Origin of the sequence: Neolewinella aquimaris (genome assembly GCF_014197245.1) — a bacterium.
Classification (GTDB): Bacteria; Bacteroidota; Bacteroidia; order Chitinophagales; family Saprospiraceae; genus Neolewinella; species Neolewinella aquimaris.
The window spans coordinates 22892-45316 of record NZ_JACIFF010000011.1 but is presented as its reverse complement, the minus strand read 5'-3'; the positions used below and the strand labels follow the sequence as shown (position 1 = coordinate 45316).

Sequence of the window (22425 nt, the reverse complement as noted above, 5' to 3'; positions counted from 1 at the left end):
GTAGCTGTGATCCCGATAAGGGTTTAGTGTTTAATTATCGTCGGTCGCTGATGTACCAGCCGTCAGGGTAACCGGCCCGGCGAGTCCCGAGGGTACCGGTTCCCAGTTGGAAGCATCGAATACGCCCAGCGGACCAGTGTTTTCCCGTAGCCGTGCGGGTAGGTTTACGTTGTAGAATTTCTTCCAGAAGACTTGGTCGCGGTCCATTTTGATCATTCGGTTGATCATGCGGTTCGAGACGTCGACGGTCAGGGTGTTCTGATCTTTGATCAAGTTGGCCGGAATGCGGAGGCGGAACGTCGGGCCGGTAAGGGTTCCCAGGGCATTCCCATTCAGGCTCACCCGGGCGGTTTCGTACACTCTGCCTAGATCCAGCAGGTAATCGCTATTCCCCCCGGCCGGCCGGGCGAAGGTGGTCGAGTAGCGCCCCGTCCCGGAAAAGAAGCGGTACGTAGCATCCGATTGCGCGGTCCATACCTCTGCCGTTGCCAGTTCGGTGCTTGCCGGCAGTTCCGGGCCACCCTTGAGAAATTCCAGTTTCCAGGTCCCATCGAGTGCCGTCGGCCGGCCCGCTGCTTCGAAGTAAGGCCAGGGGTCAGTACCCAGTGAGGTGGGACTAACCCAGACCATGATCGAGGAGCCGCGCGGTAATTGTAAGCGTACGCTGAGCGCTTCGTCCACCGTTTCCGTACGGGCTAGTCCACGTTCTCCCGTCATCGGATCGTAGAGTACCGCCGCCGCGCCCGCAGTGGCGAGGGGCACCCAATCATCGACGTCGGAATCACTCCAGTTGCTGATGAAATACAGCTTGCCCCCCAGGTAATTTCTCCGGTTGAAAGCTAATCCGGAAGCGACCAGAGGTTCCGGTGAAATTCCAGTTTCGGATAAGGCCTTTTCCCACCGATCGGCCACAACGAGCTTACCGGATCCGGTACGTGCCGTGGAGACCCCATCCGCGGATGCAAATTCAACCGCTGCTATCCTGTCGCCGCGTTGCTCCTCGCGTTCCCGCCAATTGTTCAAGCCCGGTACGGACGGCGGCAGTTGCTCCTGAAAAACGATCGTAGCCCCGGCGCGGGCCAGCTCCAGTAGCGCCTCCCAGGTCCCCTCCGGCATGTAGCGGGTGGCCGGAACCAGGACGGTACGGTACGTTCCCCCGGCGGTCCGTATTTCACCACCTTCGAAGGAGGTAGCCTGCAACTGTGCGTCCGAAACAAAGTCAAAGGTGTGCCCTGCCGCAAGCAGCTCTTCGCCGAGCCGTGCGACCCGGCTTTCCTCCAGATTCGGCCCGTGGCCATCGAAGTGTTGCAGCAGTTCCGCCCCCGGCGTGGCAAAGCGGTCGTAAACGGGGAAGTAGAGCAGGATGTCGTTGTCGCTACTTGCGCGCTGAAGGAAAGACTGGGTACGCGTGACGTACGTATTCACCGCCTCCAGATCATCCCACATCGGGTGGCGGCTATTGGCGTGAAAGGCGGCGTAGAACAGTCGCCCCGGGAATGGATCACCGGCGGGGGAATAGGCGGTGCCGTGGTACACCAGGTGGTTGACGCCGTTGACCAGGTACTGGTCCAGGTTCGCCTTCAGGTCCGACCAGGTGGCCACGAAGTGCTCGTCGAGCCAGGTTGCCGCTTCGGCACTGACCAATGGTTTGCCCGTCACGTTGGCCGCCGAGGTCGCAAACTTGATTCTCAGGCTCTGGGTGCCTTCCGTTTCCGGGATGTCCGAGGCCGCGTAAAGATCCAAAATGTTGGCCGGAGACCCGTGGGCCTGATTGCGAATGATGGCCTGTTTGGCGTCGGCCCAACCGTCCCATTTTTTTGTGAAGGTTTCCAGGATCAATTCCGAAAAGGTCTCCCGAAAATCGGAAAGGACGCGCGTGTTTTCCGCCTCCTCCGCCTCTCCGAAGAGGGCCGGCAGGTGGTGCCGCAGGTCATACCCGCGTTGCTGCTCGAAGTGTTGGAGGAATGCCGGCGTCCAGTTGGCCTGTCCCCGGGCGTCGTCCACCTCGTAGCTGTCGTTGAAGAAGGCCCGGATGCCGCTGACGTCGTGACCCGCAAAGGCTTCGTCAAACCGCTGAAGGTAATGGTCTATGGCTTCCGCAGAAAAGTGATCGATCACGTTGCCCTCTCCCCCGGGGGCGGCCCGCTCAACCATCTTGCCGTGCAGTCCCTCAAAGAGGGCGTACAATTTCCAGTTGCCGGCGGGGGCCACCCAGTCGAGGGTACCGGAAGGAGCTACCCGTTGCGTGAGGTCGACGACCTCCCCCGCTTCGCCGTACGCCATCAGGCTAACCAGGGGAAGCTCTTCCGCGAAGCGCACCTGATCCAGGGTGAGCGCCTGTAAGTCGGCGTTGTTGCCGATCACCGGATCAATGTCGTCGATGGTAATCGGATTCGCTGTCGTGGTCGCAGACTCAGCCGACCGGTAGCGGCGCAAGGCCTCGTTATTTACCCGACGGAAAATAGGTTCCTGCATATAGGTCACTTCTTCCGTTAGCCTTTCCCCTTCCGAGACTTCAAAGCTCCGGTGGGCAAGGTACTTAGGTGCATTCTCCCGTCCGATCCAGGGTCCCCCGAAGGGCCAGCCCGTACCGGTTGCCATATCGACCTGCATTCCCAGCCGCTTCGCTTCTGTCAGGGTGTGGTCAAGGAGTTCCATCCACCGGGGTGACAGATAATCCACAAAACTGTCCTCCTCCCCGATGACGCCGAAAATGGGTGTGAGTTCCACCCCTCCGAAGCCGGCTTCGCTTAGCGATTGCAACTCCGCAGTGATGCCCGCTTCGGTGACGGAACTGCCATGCCACCACCAGCGGGTCCAGATCTGGTTGTCGCTCGTCACTTCCGGCCATTCGGGGACGGGCTGGGACTGACTGACGACCCGGCCACAGGTAGTAAATACCACCAGGCACACGCCAAGGAGTAGGCTCAGGTTGATAGAATATCGAGGCATGTAAGCTTATTTTTGGTAGGGTTCGATCTCAACCGCGTAGATGTGGCTGCTTCCTTCGAAGTTAGCGCGGAATACGATCCACCGCTGGTCGGGGGTAAAGTGTACGTTCGGCTCCAGCTGGTAATCGTGGTGCTGCATATCGACCAGTCGGGTAGATTGTAGCCGGTTGCCCCGGGGTTCGAACAGATAGATGTACTGGGCATCCTCGGCCCGGGCTACCTGGGAAGGGTCGCCGCCATCGCCGGCAAACAGCCGCTGATCGGGAGAGATATTGAAGTGAATGGACCACTCGTTGCGATCCATGGCATACTTCTTCATGGCCCCCCCTGTTACATCGTATCCCGCGAGGTAGAAGGTCTCGCCGCGCGGTATCTGCAGGTCGTACCAGATGGTTTCTCCGTCCCAGCTCCAGAATTCGTGTCCGGCAATCTCCCGGTGCAAGGTTCGCTCGTGAATCTTTTTTACCTCCTTGGTGGCGATGTCGATGTTCCAGATCCGGTCCACCTTATGCCAGGGACCCTCGTGACAAAACATCAGCAGATCGGGGTCGGTAGTAGAGAACTGAATGTGCCCGAGCCAGGTGCGTTCGGCGTGAATGGACTCTAACTCGCCCGTCTCGATATCGATGTAGAATAGCTTGTGCAGCAGTTTAGCATCGAAGATGCGGTCGAAAAATTCCCCCTTGCTGGGGTGCTTGGCCAGAATGCTGTCCTTTTCCGGAGAGGCCCAGGTGCCGGCCAGCTTCGTCTCGTCGGCATTCAGGGTAGTGATGGATGCCTTGAAGTCTTCCGGAAAGACGAACACCTTCCGGGTTTCGCGGCTATCTACGTGGGTGGCAAACACCGTATCCTGCACCTGGTAAAACACTTCCCGCCGTTTTTTTCCCAGTATTTCCCCGCGTTTGCGGCCGGGGGCGGAGGTTATTTGGCGGGGAACGCGGGTGCCAAGGTTAATCGTAAAGAGCTGACTCACTCCCTCCACGTCTCCGTAGTAAACCATGAGATCATCCTGCCCGTCCGCGCTCTTCAGGAAGGGGTCGTTGTGAAAATAGAAGCTGCGCGTGTTCCCCGCTTCGGTCAGCCTGATCAGTCGGTGCCCCGTGGTTTCATCTACCCATTCCGGTGGCATGCTGCTTTGTCCGCCGGTCATCAGCACGGGGAGTTGCGCCTGGGCAGTCAGGCCGGGCGGGCCGAGTAAGAGGGTAAGCATACCGGTAAGGATGTATCGCATTGGGAGGAATTTCGTCGTGTTTCTAGGTAAGATCACCGCTTGCCGTGGGTTGGTCCCGGCCAGTCGTCGGAACGGAAGGGCGAGGCGGGGACTCCGCTCTCGTTGGTCAGGTTCGGATTGTCGGGATTGTTACTGAAGGCGTAGCGGACCGCTCGCGGCTCAGTGACCAAATGCGACCGTACGATCACCTTATCGGGACCCTCGATTGCCGCCCGTGCCCAGTGCCACGTTCCGTCGGGACCGGCCAGGGCAAACTCCTGCGGCGGACCGCCGTCACGTGTACGCAGTCCCTCACCTACCCGATCGAAGAAAAGAGTAGCCGTCCCTTCGCTGAATTCCGCCCGTTGAAACCGGGGTCCGCCGGCAACCCCTTCCTCACCGTAGACGCTACTGAGGGCGTACCGGGCCAGCCGCATACCTACGTCGTACTTATTCGTGGGGTGAATATCGTCTGCCTCACCGACGTCGATGGTTACGATGAGCCCCATATGGGGCAGCCGCTCCGCTACCCGTCGTTGGCGATCGCGCAGGTGACTCCAGGCCAGGTCTTCCGGGGTTGCGGAAGAGGCCCGAAAATTCGGAAGCTGGATAACGGCAAAGGGAAAAACTCCCTGCCCCCATTTCTCGCGCCAGGCCCGGACCATCGTAGCGAGTAACTCCTCGTACTGCTCCGCCCGTTCCTCGTTCGATTCCCCCTGGTACCAGGCGGCCCCACGGATGGCATATGGAATCAGGGGGGCAATTATATTGCCGTAAATAGATCCTGCAATGCGGTAGTCGCGCAGTGCATCGGGGACGCGCGGTTGCCGCGCTTCTGCATTAGCGGCTTTCCATTCGGCTATCTCCCGGTCGTAAGCCGCCTGCACCCGCGGACGTTCCGCTTTCCACACTTCCTCCCGTTCTATGGTAGGCTTCAGATCTGCGGATGCCGCCAGGTAATCCCGGGGCGTCCACGCCTCCGCCTGCGACCCGCCGTAGGAGGCGTTGATCAGTCCTACCGGAATGCCCAGGCGGCGGTACAGTTCGAGTCCGAAAAAGTACCCTACCCCGGAAAAGGAAGCAACCGATTCGGATGTACAGGGTTGCCATTCACCCAGTTTTCCTGCTTCACGGCCGAAGGCGACGCTCCGGCTGACGTTGTACAGCCGAACCTCGGGATGGTCAGCGGCCGCGATCGCCTCCTCGCCCCCTGCGGATTCGAGGAGGCGCCACTGCATATTCGACTGTCCGGTACACAGCCATACCTCGCCCACCAAAATATCCGATAGGGTCAGGGTGTCGCTGTCGGTAATGATCAAATTCCGCGGCTTATTAGATGCTTGCAGGGGAGTAAGGCGTACCGACCAATTGCCCGCTTCATCAGCCTGGGTCCGGTGTATTTGCCCGGCGAAGGTAACAGTGACGGTCACCCCCGGGTCCGCCCATCCCCAGATGGGTACTTCCTGATCCCGCTGCAACACCATATGATCCGTCAGGATATCGGGCAACCGGACCTTTGCGGCAAGATCACCGCACACCGCCGCGAGAACGGCGATGATCAGGCCAAACTTTATGCAGGAGGTTGGAAGCATACTGTAGAATTAGGAGTTGTACGGGAGCAGTGAGATTATCGCGAAGCGTAGGTACTTCGGTTAGTATCCGGGATTCTGGCTATACAGTCCCTGCTTTACGTCCAGCTGCTGTTGGGGAACGGGGTAAATGATGTCATCCGTAGTTACGGTTTGCATCTTGTCGTTATCGTCTTCCGTAGCGATGAAATCATTCATTACATCGACTACCCGGCCCGTACGGACGAGGTCGTCCCACCGCAAGTTTTCTCCCGCAAATTCCCGGCGCCGTTCTTCGAGCAGTACGTCGAGGGTAACACCGGATATTTCGTCGAGGCCGGCACGCTGACGTACGGCATTTACTACGGCATCCACACTTTCCTGTGTTCCCGAAGCCCCCTGTAGGGTAGCTTCGGCACGCAACAGGAGCACGTCGGTGTAGCGGATGATGGGGTAGTTCAGCGACCAATCGAAGCGATCGCCACCGGCTTTGGCGACATCGGTGTACTTGTCGAAGAACTGGGCATCTACGGTTTCGCCGTTGTCGTTGACGTAATTCAGGAGGAAGGTCTCGGCCACGCGCAGATCGCCCTCTTCGTAGGAATTAAGCAGATCCTGTGATACCCGCTTGGAGCCGTCGCCGGGATTGCCACCGGCGAAGGGGAGGTTCACGCGGGCCCAGCCCTCATCGTAGTATTCGGTCGGATAGTAGCCGCCTGCCCCTACCCCACCGGAGATGAACTGGATGTCCCAGACGATCTCGGCATTGCCCTCGTTGTCGTAATCGAAGATCGCCCCGTAGTCATCCACCATCCCAAACTGGTTGCTGCTGATGATGTCATCGAGTAGTGCGGCGGCCTTGTCGTATTCACCGGAGGCTAGGCAGGGTCCTTCCGAATGGAGCACGGGACCGGAACGGGTCAGGTAGACCCGGGCTAGGATACCCCTGGCGGCCAGGGAAGTTGCCCGTCCCTTGTCCAAACCGGAGTGGGCAGCGGGCAAGTTGGCGATGGCGTACTCCAGGTCGGCGATGATCAGCGCATATACGTCCTCTACCGGTGAGCGGGCAATTTCCAGTGCCTCATCGGGAGTAACGAAGGTTTCGATGAGGGGTACCCGCCCGTACCATTTCACCAGATCGAAGTAGTAGAATGCCCGCAGGAATCTTGCCTCGGCTTCAAAGCGGGTGGCGAGTCCTCCATCACCGATCACCCCGCCGTTGGCCGCGAGTTCGTCCAGTACCGTATTGGCCCGCATGATCCCGTTGAATCCAATATTCCAGGCGCGCTCTACGGTTCCCAGCGTAGCGATGGTCGGCAGGAAATTGTTGATGGCGTTCCAGTCACGCACGCCGGCGTTTCCGGGGGAATAAATATTGTCCGATCGGGACTCATCCAGGATGACGTACATGCTGGGATAATCACCGCCGCCCGTCACGCCCAGACTGGCATAGATGCCGTTTACGGCCTGCTCAAAGTCGCCGGCATTGGTAAAGAAGCCATTGCTGCCAACTTCCGAGATGGGTGCCAGATTGAGCTCGTCCTCACACGAAGTAAGCGAAAGAAATAGTAGAGGTAGTATTGCAAACTTGTACATATCGTTGGATTTTTGCGGTTAGAATGTGAGGTTGAGTCCGAAAACGACGGACTTGGACAAGGGGAAGGCCCCGTAGTCGTCCCCGCTGTTATTGACCGCCTCGGGGTTGTAACCGCCGTCGTACTTATCACCACCGAAGTAGTTCTCGACGTTGGCGTAGATGCGCGCCTTACTGATGCCGTTCACTTGAATCAGGGAGCCTAGGTCGTAGCCCAGCGTGATATTCCTTACCCTCCAGTAGTCGCTTGGGTACAACCAATCGGTATTCTTGATTCGTCCGAAGGAGGAGTAGGCTTTGCCCCGTTGTCCGGCCCCCGGATCTTCGGCACTACGCCAGCGATCGCGGTGCAGGCCGAGGGTGTTTTCGGCAAAACCCATACCCGTGCGATCGAGTCCCCGCCCGAAGGTGGAGTAGATCTTGCCGCCCCACTGTCCCTGCAGCAGCACACTGAGGTCGAAGCCCTTGAAGTTGAAGCTGTTGGTAATCCCCCACACGTAATCGGGGTTCGGGTGACCGGAAAGCACACGGTCTTCCGGAGAGATCACCCCGTCGCCGTTGGCGTCAACGTAGCGGGGATCCCCTTCGACCTGGTTGCCGTAGAGGGCCACGCCAGCCTCGATGTCGGCGCGGCTCAGAATGCCGTCCTGCTGCACCACGTACAGGCTGTACATGGGTTCCCCGACTTTCAGAATATTGTGGTTGATGTCGAAGGCTCCACCGAGGATGGGCGAGTTTTCCGGACCGAGTTGCACGACCTCATTGGTGTTGTGGCTGAAGTTTATACTCGTATTCCACTTAAAGCCGCCCGTGAGGTTACGCGTCGTCAGCTCGATCTCCCACCCCTGATTGAGCACCTCACCGATGTTGGTCAGCGCGGAAGAGAACCCGACGGCCGTCGGCACGGGAATACTCAGCAGGAGGTCCGAATTGCGCTTGGTGTAGTAGTCGAACGAAGTGTAAATCCGGTTTTCAAAGAAGCCCAGATCAAGACCGAAATTTATGGTTTCGGACTTTTCCCAGCTCAGCGCCGAGTTGGCGAAGTTGCCGGGCACCTGCCCCGGTGCCAGGGAACCCCCGAAGGAGTAATTATCAAAGCCCAGAATCGATACGTGGGAGTAATTGCCAATGCCGTTGTTTCCGGAAATCCCCCAGCTGCCGCGCAGTTTCAGCGTATTGATCAATCCCACATTCTGCATGAAGGGCTCCTCCGATACCCGCCATCCGGCGGATACCGAGGGGAAGATTCCCCACTTGGTATCGGGACCGAAACGTGATGACCCATCCCGGCGCAGTGAGCCGGTAAGTAAGTAACGATCGTTTAGGCTGTACTGCAGCCGGCCGAAAAAGGAAACCAGCGTATTCCTCGTTTCCGCCGTGAAGGTGCTTCCCGCGTTGATATTAGCGGCATTCAGGGTCGTAACGACATCGGAGTTAAAGCCGCCGGACACCCGGATCGCGAAGTTGTCAAATTTGGAGGTGTTATAGCTGGTGCCGAGTACCGCAGACAGGCTGTGGATGGTACCGAGGGTACGGTCGATGGATACCGTATTCTCATTTACGAAGGTTTGCCGCCGGTAGCCGGTGTAGCTGCCGCCCGCGGTGCGGTTGCGGGTCACGAAGGCAGGCACGTAGCTTTTGTCGTTTTGGTCGACGTTATCCAGGTTGAAGGAAGAGCGGAACCTAATGCCCTCGGCCAGTTGGTATTCGGCGTAGACGGTGCTAAGGGTCCGGAAAATCTTTCTGTCCCCGATCGAATTCTCGATCACCCGTACGGGGCTGGAGCGTGAGTTGCCCCAGTTGTACACGCCGAAGCGCCCCGTATTGGCATCCAGCCCGACGGAATCCTCCACCACGGGGGCCATACCCGCCGCAATGTGCATCTGCTGATCCTTGCCCTCTACGCCGGGGTCGCTCGCGATCGAATAGGATGGAGCAATATTGACTCCCAGAGTCAGGCGGTCGTTCGCGGTCACTTCCAGGTTCGCACGGGCCGAATACTGCTTGTAGCCTACGCCGATTGCGATTCCCTCCGAATCGAGGTAGTCACCCGATACATAGTAGCGAACGAAGTCGTTGCCCCCCCGGGCAGAAAGACTGTAATTTTGTAGTGCGCCGGTACGGAACATTTCGTCCTGCCAGTCAACGTAAGTCAATCCGGGATGTCCGGGCGGGTCCCAACGCTCATCCTTGATCAGGTTGCTGTTGAAGCCTCCGATGATGGCCTGCCGCTCGGCTGATGTCTGACTGGCCGTACGCCCCTCGCCGGAGTTCACCCAGTTGTAGTCGATCACTTCCTGCGCGCGGTCCACCCACTCCTCTGCCGAGAGCACGTCGAGTTTCTTAGCCGTTTTATTGAATCCGTAGCTGGTATTCAAGGAAATTTGCGCCCGGCCCTGATTGCCCTGCTTGGTGGTGATGAGGACGACCCCGTTGGAAGCGCGCGATCCGTAAATGGCTGCGGCCGCGGCGTCCTTCAGCACTTCGATCGACTGTATGTCGTTGGGGCTAATATTGTCCAGGGGGTTGCCCTGTCCGAAACCGCCACTGCTGCTTTGTCCGGACACTTCGAGGGGAAAGCCGTCGACTACGTAGAGTGGCTCGTTGTTCGCCCCGATGGAACCCGTGCCCCGGATCTGTATGCTGAAGCCGGCACCGGGCAGGCCGCTCGTCTGCTGAACCCGGACACCGGCCATCTGTCCGACAAGTGCCTGATCTACCCGTACGATGGGCCGTTCGTCCAGATTTTCGGCATCGAAGCTGGCGATCGCTCCGGTCACGTCCGCCTTTTTCTGGGTTCCGTAGCCGATCACGACGACTTCATCGAGTACGGCTCCACTCGCCAGGTTAACGGTGATCTCGGAACGGCCGACCGTCGAAATTATCTGTGGAGCATACCCCGTATAGGAAATTTCGACTTCCTCCACCCCTTCCGGCAGTTCGAGTGCAAATTCACCGTTTATGTCCGTGACCGTGCCAAGTCCGGTACCGCCCGGAATGATGATGCTGGCTCCGATGAGCGGCTCACCATTTTCTTCGTCGTAGACTGACCCGGATAGCGTTTGCTGGCCCCAGGCGGTGTGTACCCCACCCAATATGAGTGCCAGAAGAAGTATGCGCTTTAACCTGGTAGTTGCGAAAATTGTCGGTTTCATAATCCTGAATTTGATTGACGTGGTATGGTGCCTAACTACATTGATGCGCCGCAGTCAAAATATTATTTGCATGCAAGGTATTCGGCAAAATGATATTAACTGTTCCGCACTGTTCTGCAAATAATTGGAATCGAACTCCTGACTTGGCTAGCTATTACCCCGGTATGAGTTGGGAGGAAGCTGGGAGTTGTTGGGCTGCATTATGGCCCGGGGAGTGGATCCGGCCGCGCGATCATTGCACCTGCGTTCCCGACAAAAGAAGTACCTCAGGCGGAACCACCCACCCCCGAACGGCCGACGGTACGTTAAAGCGAGTTGCGGAACTTGACGTGGAAGGGATTGGCGATTCGTTCCTTGCGACCGTGCAGGATGCATTCGGCCGCCGTTTGTCCGAGTAGGCCAAAATCAGTGGATACCGTGGTGATTCCGTTGAGCAGGACCTCCTTGAGCAGGGTTTCGTTGTAGGATATAATGCCTACTTCCTCACCAATCTTTAGTTTCAGCTCCTTCGACCGCTTGATCAGGGTGACCAGATCGTCTTCCATCAGGTTGATGAAGGCGTCTCCGGCACGGATGTCTCCGGTAGCGATATCGCTGACCACGCAGCCGTTGAAGGCGTACTCGGCGCAGAATCGCAGAAACCCGTCTTTGATGGTAACGGGATGGTAGGTATCGTCCGGAAAAATCAATTTGAGTCTCTGATAAGACGACAGCTTGTCCCTCATCTCCGTGAGCGCACAATAGATGTCTCGCTCAAAATCCTGGTAAATGCTGGCCAACTCTCCGCTAATCCCTTCGATTTGTTTATCCAGGATGACCAGCTTTTCCGGAGGGATTTGCCCAATCACATCCAGGGCATTTTCTCCTCCCTCCAGGAAGTGTGAAATGAGTACGTAGTGCGTATAATCCTTACCCAGACTGGTCTGAATGATGTTCTTAAAGAGGTTGAAGTCGTTGTTGTAGACGTAGAAGTAGATGCTTGCCTCCTCCCCCAGGGTCCTGGAAAATGCGTCGTAGATCAGCTTTTTGTGGGCGCTGAGTTTGTTGAACAAAAGCAGGATGCGCGGACGCCGACCCTCCTCCCTTAGTTTCACGTAGTACCCTTTACCGGGAACGCTTTCGATCACTTCCTTTTTCTTGAGCAGGTCGTAAGCCCGCACCACGGTGACCCGCGAGATGTCGTGCTCGATCAGTAATCGATTGACGGATGGCAGTTTATCGCCGACCCGAAGTAGTCCGTCCTCGATCGCGTGGGAGATCGAGTTTACCAGCTGTCGGTATTTCGGCGTTTTGGAATAGTCGTCCAGGGTGATCTCCCATTCGGTGACGTCGCCCGTTTTCAGGTTATATGACATCGGACGAGCGATTTAAAAGCGGCAGCTTCGAGAAGTCGTGGTTGCTCCGACGGAGCGAGAATTGATGTTGCATAGAATCGACGTTTAATACCTCTCTAATGTGAGGGTTACGTCGATACTTGGCTATTCAGCTTTTCAGCTATCCCCTTCAGTTTATAACATCGAGCGACATTTCGTCCGTGATCCGGCCGCATGAGCCACCATATACCGTTGTTCTCTTAGTTCTACAGTTTACGTCCGCCTTATTTGCCAAACGCATAGATATTTCATTACCGGGTCTATCTTTACGGCACGAAATTTTATATCGCCTATTCTGACGCGCTTATGCCGCATCGAGAATGGTTGGCGATCGCATCTACACATTCATCAACCCCAATTCTTATGAGACTATCCACCCTTTTATTCCTATGCCTGGCCGGCTTTGGCTTTCAGTCCTGCGGCTCCGACGACGACATCTCCTTCGATGCTTCCCTGGCGGGGAGTTGGTCAATGGAGGAGGGAAGCGCCATCGGTTACTCCACGACCACCTCCCAGGGGACCGAGTACCGGGCTGACTTCACCAATGTATTGGTAGAGCCCACTGATTACGTCATCACTTTTCATCCCGATGGAAGGGCGGATAGCGAAGGCACGTTCAGCATGGAGGTTACGACGGTTTTGAACGGTCAGAGTTCCTCCAGGATCATCACGTTGTCCGACATACTTGGCACGGGAGCATGGGAACTGAACGGCAACGTCCTAACCACCAGCGACGACCAGGGCAATACGGGGAAAGCTACCATACTGACCCTATCCGAAACCGAATTAGCCGTCGAGATCGACCACGAGGAAACGCGAACCGGTAACGGTGCGGAGAGTTACCAACAACAGACGGCCCTCTATACCTTGTCGCGGGTCAACTAAGCGATCACGCCCCCCCAAACATAAAACGCCCCGCCGGAAGCTTCCGGCGGGGCGTTGTTCATTCAGTCGGTTGCGGCCTATTCGGCGGGCTCTTCCGAAGCCAGTTCGGCTTGTTCGGCGTCGCGGGCGGCTTCCTCCTCCTCGGCGAAGGCGGCCTGCCGTGCTTCCCAGGCTTCCTGCTGTTCTTTCGTGGTGACGAACAGGCGGTCGTACTTGCGCATACCGGTACCGGCTGGGATCCGCTTGCCGACGATGACGTTCTCCTTCAGGCCCTCCAGGTAGTCGCGCTTGGCGGCAATGGCGGCGGTAGAAAGAACCTTCGTCGTCTCCTGGAAGGAGGCGGCACTGATCCAGCTGGGCGTACCGAGGCTGGACTTCGTGATACCCTGCAGCAGCGGGAAGGAAGTAGCGGCCTGGGCATCGCGGTAAGCAACACCCTTCAGGTCGTTACGCTTCAGGTAGCTGTTCTCCTCACGCACCTGGCGCATGGTTACGATCTGACCTTCCTTAAGCTTCTCGCTCTGACCGGCGTCGGTGATGACCTTCTTGTCGAAGATCCAGTCGTTCTGCTCGAAGAACTCGTAGCGCTCGGCAGCCTCCCCTTCCAGGAAGGTGGTGTCGCCGCTGTCCACGATTTCTACGCGGCGCATCATCTGCCGTACGATGGACTCGATGTGCTTGTTGTTGATCGTGATACCCTGCGAGCGGTATACTTCCTGTACACCGTTGACCAGGTGGGTCTGTACGGCGAAGGGACCTTTGATGTCGAGAATGTCGCGTGGCGCGATCGCTCCATCGGAGAGCGGCATGCCGGCGCGCACGAAATCCTGGTCCTGTACGAGGATGTGCTTGCTCAGGTTGATGAGGTACTTGCGCTTCTGCCCGTCCTTCGCCTCTACGATCAGTTCACGGTTACCGCGCTTGATCTTCTTGGAGAAGGTGACCACGCCGTCGATTTCGGAAACAACGGCCGGATTGCTCGGATTACGGGCCTCGAAAAGCTCCGTTACCCGGGGCAGACCACCGGTGATATCCGCAATCTTACCCAGCTTCCGGGGGATCTTGACGATCTTCTCGCCAATGGCCACCTCGGCACCGTCTTCGATGCTGATGTAGGCGCCGACGGGCAGGTTGTAGCTGCGGAGTTCCTCTCCGTCCTTGCTCAGGATAGAGATGGTCGGAATCTTCTTCCGGTCGCGGGTTTCCATGACCACCTTCTCTTCGAAGCCGGTCTGGTCGTCGCGCTCGGTGCGGAAGGTAACGCCTTCGTCAATGTCGCTGAAGCGAGCAATACCCTTGAATTCGGAGATGATCACCGCGTTGTAGGGGTCCCACTCTACGATGACGTCGCCCTTCTTGATGTCCTGTCCGTCCTTAATGTGGATGGTACCACCGTAGGGAAGGTGCTGGGTAGCGTATACTTTGCTGGTTTCCGGATCGACGATCTTGATCTCGCCGGAGCGGGACAGTACGACGTCCTGCTTATCGCCCATGTCGTTTTCGGCGGTCACGACGCGAACGCCATCGAAGACTACCTTACCGTTGAACTTCGATACCAGTTCGCTTTCCGCACGGGTTACCGAGGCAATACCACCCACGTGGAAGGTACGCAGGGTCAGCTGGGTTCCGGGTTCACCGATCGACTGGGCCGCGATGATACCGACGGCATCCCCCATTTCTGCCTTACGGCCGGTAGCGAGGTTCTTACCGTAGCACTTACCGCAAACACCACGCTTGACCTCACAGGTGAGAACGGAGCGGATGGTCACTTCTTCGATGCCCTCGTCTTCGATGTACTTGGCCGTGCGGTCGTCGATGTATTCATCGGCCTTCACGATCACTTCATCGGTTACGGGGTGTACGATATCGTGGAGGGAGTAGCGACCGGCGATGCGGCTGGTCAGACTTTCCACGACCTTGTCGTTCTCCTTCAGGGCGGAGGTATCGATACCGCGGAGGGTTTCGCAATCCTCCTCCATGATGACTACGTCCTGGGCTACGTCTACCAGACGGCGCGTCAGGTAACCGGCGTCGGCCGTCTTGAGGGCCGTATCGGCCAGACCCTTACGGGCACCGTGAGTGGAGATGAAGTATTCGAGTACCGAAAGTCCGTCCACGAAGTTGGAAAGGATCGGGTTCTCGATTACCGCCGGGCCGCTGTCGTTTGACTTCTTCGGCTTGGCCATCAGTCCACGCAGACCACACAGCTGCTTAATCTGCTGAGTGGAACCACGGGCACCGCTATCCAGCATCATGTACACGGAGTTGAAGCCTTGCTTGTGCTCGGCCAACTCCTGCATGAGGGTGTTGGTGATTTGGTTATCGGCGTACGTCCACTTATCGATGATCTGGTTGTAGCGCTCGTTGTTGGTGATCAGACCCATGTTGAAGTTGTCCATCACCTCGTCCACTTCTGCGCGGGCCTGGGTAAGTACATCTTGCTTTACGGATGGGGTGATGAGGTCACCGAGGTTAAAGGACAGTCCGCCCTTGAATGCCCAGGTGAAGCCCATATCCTTGATCTTGTCCAGGAAGGTAGCCGTAATGGCAAAGTTGGACCGCTCGAGGATGTCGGCGATGACCAGCTTCAGGTTCTTCTTGGTCAGGAGTACATTGACGAAGGGCATGCCCTTGGGAACGGCGCTGTTGAACATCACGCGACCAGTAGTGGTCTCGATCAGCTTCAGTTTCATTTTGCCGTTCTCGTCTTCCTGGGGTACCCGGCAGTGGATGATGGCGTGCAGGTCCAGTTGTCCCTCGTTGTAGGCGATCATCACCTCTTCCGAGCTGTAGAACTTGCGTCCCTCGCCCTTCACCTTCACTTCGCCTTCGCTGCGACGCTGCTTGGTGATGTAGTACAGACCCAGTACCATATCCTGAGAAGGAAGGGTCACGGGAGTACCGTTCTGCGGGTTAAGCATGTTGTGGGCCGAAAGCATCAGCACCTGGGCTTCCAGGATAGCAGCCTGGCTCAGCGGCACGTGGACGGCCATCTGGTCACCGTCGAAGTCGGCGTTGAAGGCCGAACAGACGAGGGGGTGCAGTTGGATCGCCTTTCCTTCGATCAGTTTCGGCTGGAAGGCCTGGATCGAAAGACGGTGAAGCGTTGGTGCCCGGTTAAGCATGACGGGGTGTCCGCGCAGGATGTTTTCCAGGATTTCCCAGATTACGGGCTCTTTGCGGTCAACAAGTTTCTTAGCCGACTTCACCGTCTTCACGATACCGCGCTCGATGAGCTTACGGATGATGAACGGCTTGAAGAGTTCGGCGGCCATTCCCTTCGGAATACCACATTCGTGCAGCTTCAGCGTAGGTCCTACTACGATGACCGAACGGCCCGAGTAGTCTACCCGCTTACCGAGGAGGTTCTGACGGAAACGGCCCTGCTTACCCTTCAGGATGTCGGAGAGCGACTTCAGCGCACGTCCACCCTCGGCCTTTACGGCGTTGGATTTACGGCTGTTGTCGAAGAGGCTATCGACGGCCTCCTGCAGCATCCGCTTTTCGTTGCGCAGGATGACTTCGGGAGCTTTGATCTCCAGCAGGCGCTTCAGGCGGTTGTTGCGGATGATTACCCGGCGGTAGAGGTCGTTGAGGTCGGAAGACGCAAAACGGCCACCGTCCAGGGGCACCAGCGGGCGCAGTTCCGGTGGAACAACGGGCAGGTACTGGATGATCGTCCATTCCGGCTTGTTGGTTACGTTTTCCTGGGCATCGCGGAAAGCTTCCACTACACGCAGGCGCTTGAGTGCTTCGCTCTTACGTTGCTGGCTGGTTTCGGTATTGGCCTGGTGGCGAAGCTGGAAACTCAGTTCGTCGAGCTTCAGTCCCTCGAGCAGGTCCCGCACTGCTTCGGCACCCATCTTGGCGACAAACTTGTCGGGGTGACCGTCTTCCAGTTGCTGGTTCTCGGGGGGCAGGGTCTCGAGAATATCAAGGTACTGCTCCTCCGTGAGCAGGGTCTTGTGCATGATCTCCTCACTCTCCCGGATACCGGGATTGATGACCACGTAGCGCTCGTAGTAAATGATGCTTTCCAGGTGCTTGGAGCTAAATCCGAGCAGGTAGGCGATCTTATTAGGTAGTGATTTGAAGAACCAGATATGCACGACGGGCACCACCAAGCGAATGTGGCCCATGCGTTCGCGCCGCACTTTCTTTTCCGTTACTTCGACGCCACAGCGGTCACAGACGATCCCCTTATAGCGGATGCGCTTGTACTTGCCACAGTAGCATTCATAGTCCTTAACGGGGCCGAAGATGCGCTCACAGAAAAGTCCATCACGTTCCGGCTTATAGCTACGGTAGTTGATGGTCTCGGGCTTCAGCACCTCACCGTAGCTACGCTCCAGGATATCGTCCGGGCTCGACAGGCTGATGGTGATCGCATCGAAGTCCTGCTTCTGGAGGTTTGTACTCTTCTTAAATGCCATAATTGATTTTATAGAGAAGGTCGGGCGGGGTCGCGGGAGCAATGCACCTGCGTCCCCGCCTAACCTTAGTTTTCAAAAATTATCGACTCCCTTTGGAGCCGGAAATTCAGCTATCCGACTAGTCGAACTTGACGTCCAGCGCCAGTCCACGGAGTTCGTGTACCAGTACGTTGAACGACTCGGGGATATTCGGCTCGGGGAGGTTATCGCCCTTGACGATGGCCTCGTAGGCCTTGGCACGTCCCTGAATGTCGTCCGACTTGATCGTGAGTAGCTCCTGCAGGATATTGGAGGCACCGAACGCTTCAAGCGCCCAAACTTCCATCTCACCGAAGCGCTGACCACCAAACTGTGCCTTACCACCAAGCGGCTGCTGGGTAATGAGGGAGTAGGGTCCGATCGAGCGAGCGTGCATCTTATCGTCAACCATGTGGCTGAGCTTGAGCATGTAGATCACGCCTACCGTAGCCTGCTGGTGGAAGCGGTCGCCCGTTTCACCGTCGTAGAGGTATGCCTGACCGAGACTCGGCAGTTTGGCCTTCTGGATGTACTCCTCGATCTCGTCCTGGCTTGCACCATCGAAGATCGGAGTGGCGAACTTCATTCCCAGTTTCTCACCGGCCCATCCGAGAACGGTCTCGAAGATCTGTCCGAGGTTCATCCGCGAGGGTACGCCGAGGGGGTTGAGGATGATGTCGACCGCGGTACCGTCTTCGAGGAAGGGCATGTCCTCATCGCGGACGATGCGGCTCACAATTCCTTTGTTACCGTGACGGCCGGCGAGCTTATCCCCTACCTTCAGCTTACGCTTCTTGGCGAGGTAGACCTTAGCGAGCTTCAGCACACCGGCGGGCAGTTCATCGCCCACGCTGATGTTAAATGTTTCGCGCTTGTAGCGACCCACTTCCTCGTTGACCTTGATGCTGTAGTTGTGCAGCAGGCGGGCGATGAGGCTGTTGAGCTCGTCACTGGTGGTCCAGCCGCTGTAGTCGATGGTGGTGTAATCCACTTCACGCAGCAGGCTCTGGGTGAATTTCTCTCCCTTAGGCACGACGACTTCACCGTAGATGGTGTTGACGCCCTGGCTGGCCCGACCGCGGATGAGCTTGTCCAGCTTATCTACGAGGAGGGTCTTCAGGTTGTTGAGGTTCACTTTGTGCTCGTCCTCCAATTTCTGAAGTTCGATCTTTTCGGCATCTTTCTGGGACTGCTCCTTCTTGGTACGGCTGAAGAGGTCCTTACCGATGACCACACCCTTCAGCGAGGGGCTGGCCTTCAGCGAGGCATCCTTTACGTCACCGGCCTTGTCGCCGAAGATCGCACGCAGCAGCTTTTCCTCCGGCGTCGGATCGCTTTCTCCCTTCGGAGTGATCTTACCAATCAGGATGTCGCCTTCCTTGACCCAGGCACCGACACGGATGATGCCATTCTCGTCCAGGTCTTTGGTGGCTTCTTCACTAACGTTTGGGATGTCGTTGGTAAGTTCTTCCTCACCGAGTTTGGTATCGCGCACGTCGAGTTCGAAGTGCTCGATGTGGAGGCTGGTGAAGATGTCTTCCCGCACTACGCGCTGGCTGAGTACGATGGCATCCTCAAAGTTGTACCCCTTCCATGGCATAAACGCCACTTTGAGGTTCTGACCGAGGGCCAGTTCGCCTTTTTCTGTAGCGTAGCCGTCACAGAGGATATCGCCTTCCTTGACCTTCTGTCCGCGGCGGACAATCGGCTTCAGGTTTACGCAGGTTCCCTGGTTGGTCCGCAGGAACTTGGTCAGGCGGTAGGTCTTGGTATCGTCGTCGAAGGAGACCTGACGATCTTCCTCCGAACGCTCGTAGCGAACGATGATCTCGTTAGCATCTACGTACTCGACCGTTCCTTCGCCTTCGGCATTGATGAGCATGCGGCTGTCGCGGGCCACCTTAGCTTCGAGGCCGGTACCCACGATGGGGCTGGCGGGCTGAAGTAGGGGTACGGCCTGACGCTGCATGTTCGAGCCCATGAGGGCACGGTTGGCGTCATCGTTTTCGAGGAAGGGAATCATCGAGGCCGATACGCCCACAATCTGGTTGGGGGCTACGTCCATGAATTCGATCTCCGACGGCTCAAGAACGGGGAAGTCACCGTGGTCACGCGCCTTTACGCGGTCGCTGGTGAAGGCACCCTTTTCGTCGATCGTCGCGTTGGCCTGAGCGATCTTCTTAAAGTCTTCTCCCTCGGCACTGAGGTAGATCGGATCGCCTTCCATCACCACTTGGCTGTCGGCGACGGCCCGGTAGGGAGTTTCGAGGAAGCCCATCTTGTTCACCTTTGCGTGAACGCAGAGGGTGGAGATGAGGCCGATGTTAGGACCTTCCGGCGTTTCGATGGTACACAGGCGGCCGTAGTGGCTGTAGTGAACGTCACGAACTTCGAATCCGGCGCGCTCCCGACTTAGACCCCCAGGTCCGAGGGCGGAGATCCGCCGCTTGTGGGTGATCTCCGAAAGTGGGTTCGTCTGGTCCAGGAACTGGCTCAGCTGGCTGGTGCCAAAGAACGAGTTGATGACGCTGGAGAGGGTACGGGCGTTGATCAGATCGATCGGGGTGAAAACCTCGTTGTCCCTTACGTTCATCCGTTCCCGGATGGTACGGGCCATACGGGCCAGTCCGACGCCGAACTGGGCGTACAACTGCTCCCCTACCGTGCGAACGCGGCGGTTGCTCAGGTGATCGATGTCGTCGATTTCGGCACGCTGGTTCATCAACCCGACCAGGTACTTGACGATAGCGATGATGTCCTCCTTGGTGAGTACCAGGATTTCGTCGTCGGTGCCGGCGTTGAGTTTGCGGTTGATCTTGTAGCGGCCTACCTCTCCGAGGTTATAGCGCTTGTCGCTGAAGAACAACTTATCGATGATACCGCGGGCGGTTTCTTCATCGGGGGGATCGCTGCCGCGTAGCTGGCGGTAGATGTACTGCACCGCTTCAATTTCACTGCTCGAAGGATCCTTCTGCAGGGTATTGTAGATGATGCTGTAGTCCATGCCGACATCTTCCTTCTGCAGGATGATGTTTTCGATGCCGTCGGCACTCAGGATTTCTTCAATATTGTCTTCCGTCAGGACCGTGTCGCGTTCGAGGATGATCTCGTTACGCTCGAGAATGACGAGCTCGCCCGTGTCTTCGTCGACGAAATCTTCCGTCCAGGCACGCAGTACGCGGGCGGCGAGTTTCCGGCCGATGGCGGCGGTCAGGGCTTCGCGGGTATTAGCTACCTCGTCGGCCAGATCGAACAGGTCGAGGATCGACTTATCTGAGTCGAAACCAATGGCGCGGAGAAGCGTCGTGACGGGGAATTTCTTCTTCCGGTCGATGTAGGTGTACATCACCGTATTGATGTCGGTAGCGAATTCCATCCAGGCTCCCTTGAAGGGGATGACACGGGCGGAGTAGATTGCCGTGCCGTTGGGGTGGAAATTCTGACCGAAGAATACACCGGGGCTACGGTGCAATTGGGAAACGATAACCCGCTCGGCGCCGTTGATGACGAAGGTGCCCTTGGGGGTCATGTAGGGGATGTTTCCGAGGAATACATCCTGTACGATCGTTTTAAAGTCAACGTGCTCCTCGTCGTTACACGACAGGCGGAGCTTGGCCTTCAGCGGGACGCTGTAGGTAAGGCCACGCTGCATACATTCCTCGATGCTGTACCGGGGGGGATCAACGAAGTAATCCAGGAACTCCAGATTGAAGATGTTCCTGGTATCGGAGATGGGGAAGTTTTCCTGGAATACCCGGTAGAGACCCTCAAGTGCCCGATTTTCGGGCGTGGTCTCCAGCTGGAAGAATTCCTGGAATGATTTTAATTGGATTTCGAGAAGATCGGGGGAATGATCGGTTAGCTTAATCTTACCGAAGCTCACCCGTTGCTCTTCGGCGTTAAGGATCTGGCCGTTTGACGTCATTAGCAGTTTTCCTTTATATTTAACCCGGGTAGCCTTCCGCGGTGGCTGAAATCCGGGTGGTATGGTATGTGCTCCGAAGGAAATTCTTCGGAAGTATGGGGCATTGCGAAGAAACACAACAGAAGTTGCCCCTAGATAGTTTCGCGTACAGATGATTTCTTATACGCGAATGGCCCAGCCGGACCGTTGTCCGCTAAGCCTAACAAAATAAGGAAGAAGCGGGGGACGCCACCACTGCTGTGGCCGCGCCCCCGCGCTTGTATCCTTTCGAAGGGAGCGACTGAATTACTTCAGTACCACCGTAGCACCGGCCTCTTCGAGAGCGGCCTTGATGCTTTCGCCCTCGGCCTTGTCGACACCGGACTTGAGCGTGGCTGGAGCACCGTCGACCATTTCCTTAGCGTCTTTCAGACCGAGTCCGAGCAGGGTCTTCACTTCCTTCACGACCTTCAGCTTGCTGCCACCGGCAGATTCCAGGATCACGTCGAACTCGGTTTGCTCGGCTGCGGCTTCGCCACCAGCTTCGCCACCTCCTCCACCACCTACCGCTACTGCGGCGGCTGCGGGCTCGATGCCATGTTCGTCTTTCAGGATCTGCAGGAGCTCGGTAACGTCCTTAATGGTAAGTTCTACGAGCTGGTCGGCAATTGCTTTTACGTCTGCCATAATAAAAATGTATTTAATAGTGATTTACGAGCATCGCCACAAAATCTGCGGCGGCACTCATGCGTAATCAGCTTGGAAGCTGTGGTTGAATGGGGAGAAGCTTAGGCTTCTCTTTCCTCGAGGGTCTTCAGCGCGCCGGCAAGCTTGCTGCCCTGTCCCTTCAAGCCGCCGAGCAGGTTCTGCATGGGGCTCTGGAGCAGGGTGAGGATATCGGCGAGGACTTCGTCGCGGCTCTTGAGCTTGGCCAGGAGGTCGAGTTGATCGTCGCCGCTGTAAACGGAGGAGGCAATGTAGGCGGCCTTGAGGATGGGGCGCTCGCCCTTGTCCTCGCGGAACTCCTTGATCACCTTGGCGGGAGCGTTTCCTACTTCGGAGAACATGATCGCGGTCGGGCCCTTGAGGGCGTCGAACAGGGGAGCATAGTTGTTCTCTTCGGGCAGTTGCTCGAGGGCCTTGCGGGCCAGGGTGTTCTTGACAACCTGCATGGATACGCCACGCTGGTAGCAGATACCGCGCAGGCGGTTTACCTGCTCTACCGAAAGGGTGGAGGCGTCGGCAATGTAGAAGTAGTCGTTGTTTTGGAAACGCTCCTTCAGTGATTCAATGGCCGCCGCTTTATCTGTCTTATTCATGGTTGATATTATTTA

At 57.2% G+C, this 22425-nt stretch carries 11 protein-coding genes; 1 reads left to right on the top strand and 10 read right to left on the bottom strand.

Annotated features, from left to right (window positions below; all coding sequences use genetic code 11):
- Positions 1-30: 30 nt before the first annotated feature.
- The 6 genes from GGR28_RS17945 to GGR28_RS17920 all read right to left on the bottom strand — a co-directional run bounded on the left by GGR28_RS17945 (position 31) and on the right by GGR28_RS17920 (position 11833).
- Positions 31-2952: a glycosyl hydrolase gene (locus GGR28_RS17945; RefSeq protein WP_183497211.1), complete on the bottom strand. Its 2922-nt coding sequence runs from the start codon at positions 2950-2952 to the stop codon at positions 31-33.
- Positions 2953-2958: 6 nt separating this feature from the next.
- On the bottom strand, positions 2959-4182 hold the full coding sequence (locus tag GGR28_RS17940; RefSeq protein ID WP_221233937.1) for an oligogalacturonate lyase family protein: 1224 nt from the start codon (positions 4180-4182) through the stop codon (positions 2959-2961).
- Positions 4183-4214: 32 nt separating this feature from the next.
- A complete protein-coding gene (locus GGR28_RS17935) occupies positions 4215-5753 on the bottom strand; it encodes a sialate O-acetylesterase (RefSeq protein ID WP_183497210.1) in 1539 nt (512 codons plus the stop codon).
- Positions 5754-5813: 60 nt separating this feature from the next.
- Positions 5814-7325, bottom strand: a complete 1512-nt coding sequence (locus GGR28_RS17930; protein ID WP_183497209.1) for a RagB/SusD family nutrient uptake outer membrane protein — start codon at positions 7323-7325, stop codon at positions 5814-5816.
- A gap of 18 nt (positions 7326-7343) precedes the next feature.
- Positions 7344-10478 carry a SusC/RagA family TonB-linked outer membrane protein gene (locus tag GGR28_RS17925; protein WP_183497208.1) on the bottom strand — a complete coding sequence of 1045 codons (3135 nt, stop codon included), beginning with the start codon at positions 10476-10478 and terminating at the stop codon, positions 7344-7346.
- 305 nt (positions 10479-10783) lie between these two features.
- Positions 10784-11833 carry a GntR family transcriptional regulator gene (locus GGR28_RS17920; protein ID WP_183497207.1) on the bottom strand — a complete coding sequence of 350 codons (1050 nt, stop codon included), beginning with the start codon at positions 11831-11833 and terminating at the stop codon, positions 10784-10786.
- 381 nt (positions 11834-12214) lie between these two features.
- On the opposite strand from GGR28_RS17920, the gene GGR28_RS17915 reads away from it, so the two are divergent.
- Positions 12215-12736: a hypothetical protein gene (locus GGR28_RS17915; RefSeq protein ID WP_183497206.1), complete on the top strand. Its 522-nt coding sequence runs from the start codon at positions 12215-12217 to the stop codon at positions 12734-12736.
- A gap of 77 nt (positions 12737-12813) precedes the next feature.
- Here GGR28_RS17915 and rpoC read toward each other — a convergent pair whose 3' ends face one another.
- The 4 genes from rpoC to rplJ form a co-directional block, all read right to left on the bottom strand.
- Entirely contained in the window at positions 12814-17169 is a 4356-nt protein-coding gene (gene rpoC, locus GGR28_RS17910) for a DNA-directed RNA polymerase subunit beta' (RefSeq protein ID WP_183497205.1), read from the bottom strand.
- 118 nt (positions 17170-17287) lie between these two features.
- On the bottom strand, positions 17288-21112 hold the full coding sequence (rpoB, locus tag GGR28_RS17905) for a DNA-directed RNA polymerase subunit beta (RefSeq protein WP_183497204.1): 3825 nt from the start codon (positions 21110-21112) through the stop codon (positions 17288-17290).
- Positions 21113-21397: 285 nt separating this feature from the next.
- A complete protein-coding gene (gene rplL, locus GGR28_RS17900) occupies positions 21398-21778 on the bottom strand; it encodes a 50S ribosomal protein L7/L12 (protein WP_183497203.1) in 381 nt (126 codons plus the stop codon).
- Positions 21779-21879: 101 nt separating this feature from the next.
- Positions 21880-22410 (bottom strand): 50S ribosomal protein L10, encoded by a 531-nt coding sequence (gene rplJ / locus GGR28_RS17895; RefSeq protein WP_183497202.1) that lies wholly within the window; start codon positions 22408-22410, stop codon positions 21880-21882.
- Positions 22411-22425 lie beyond the last annotated feature (15 nt).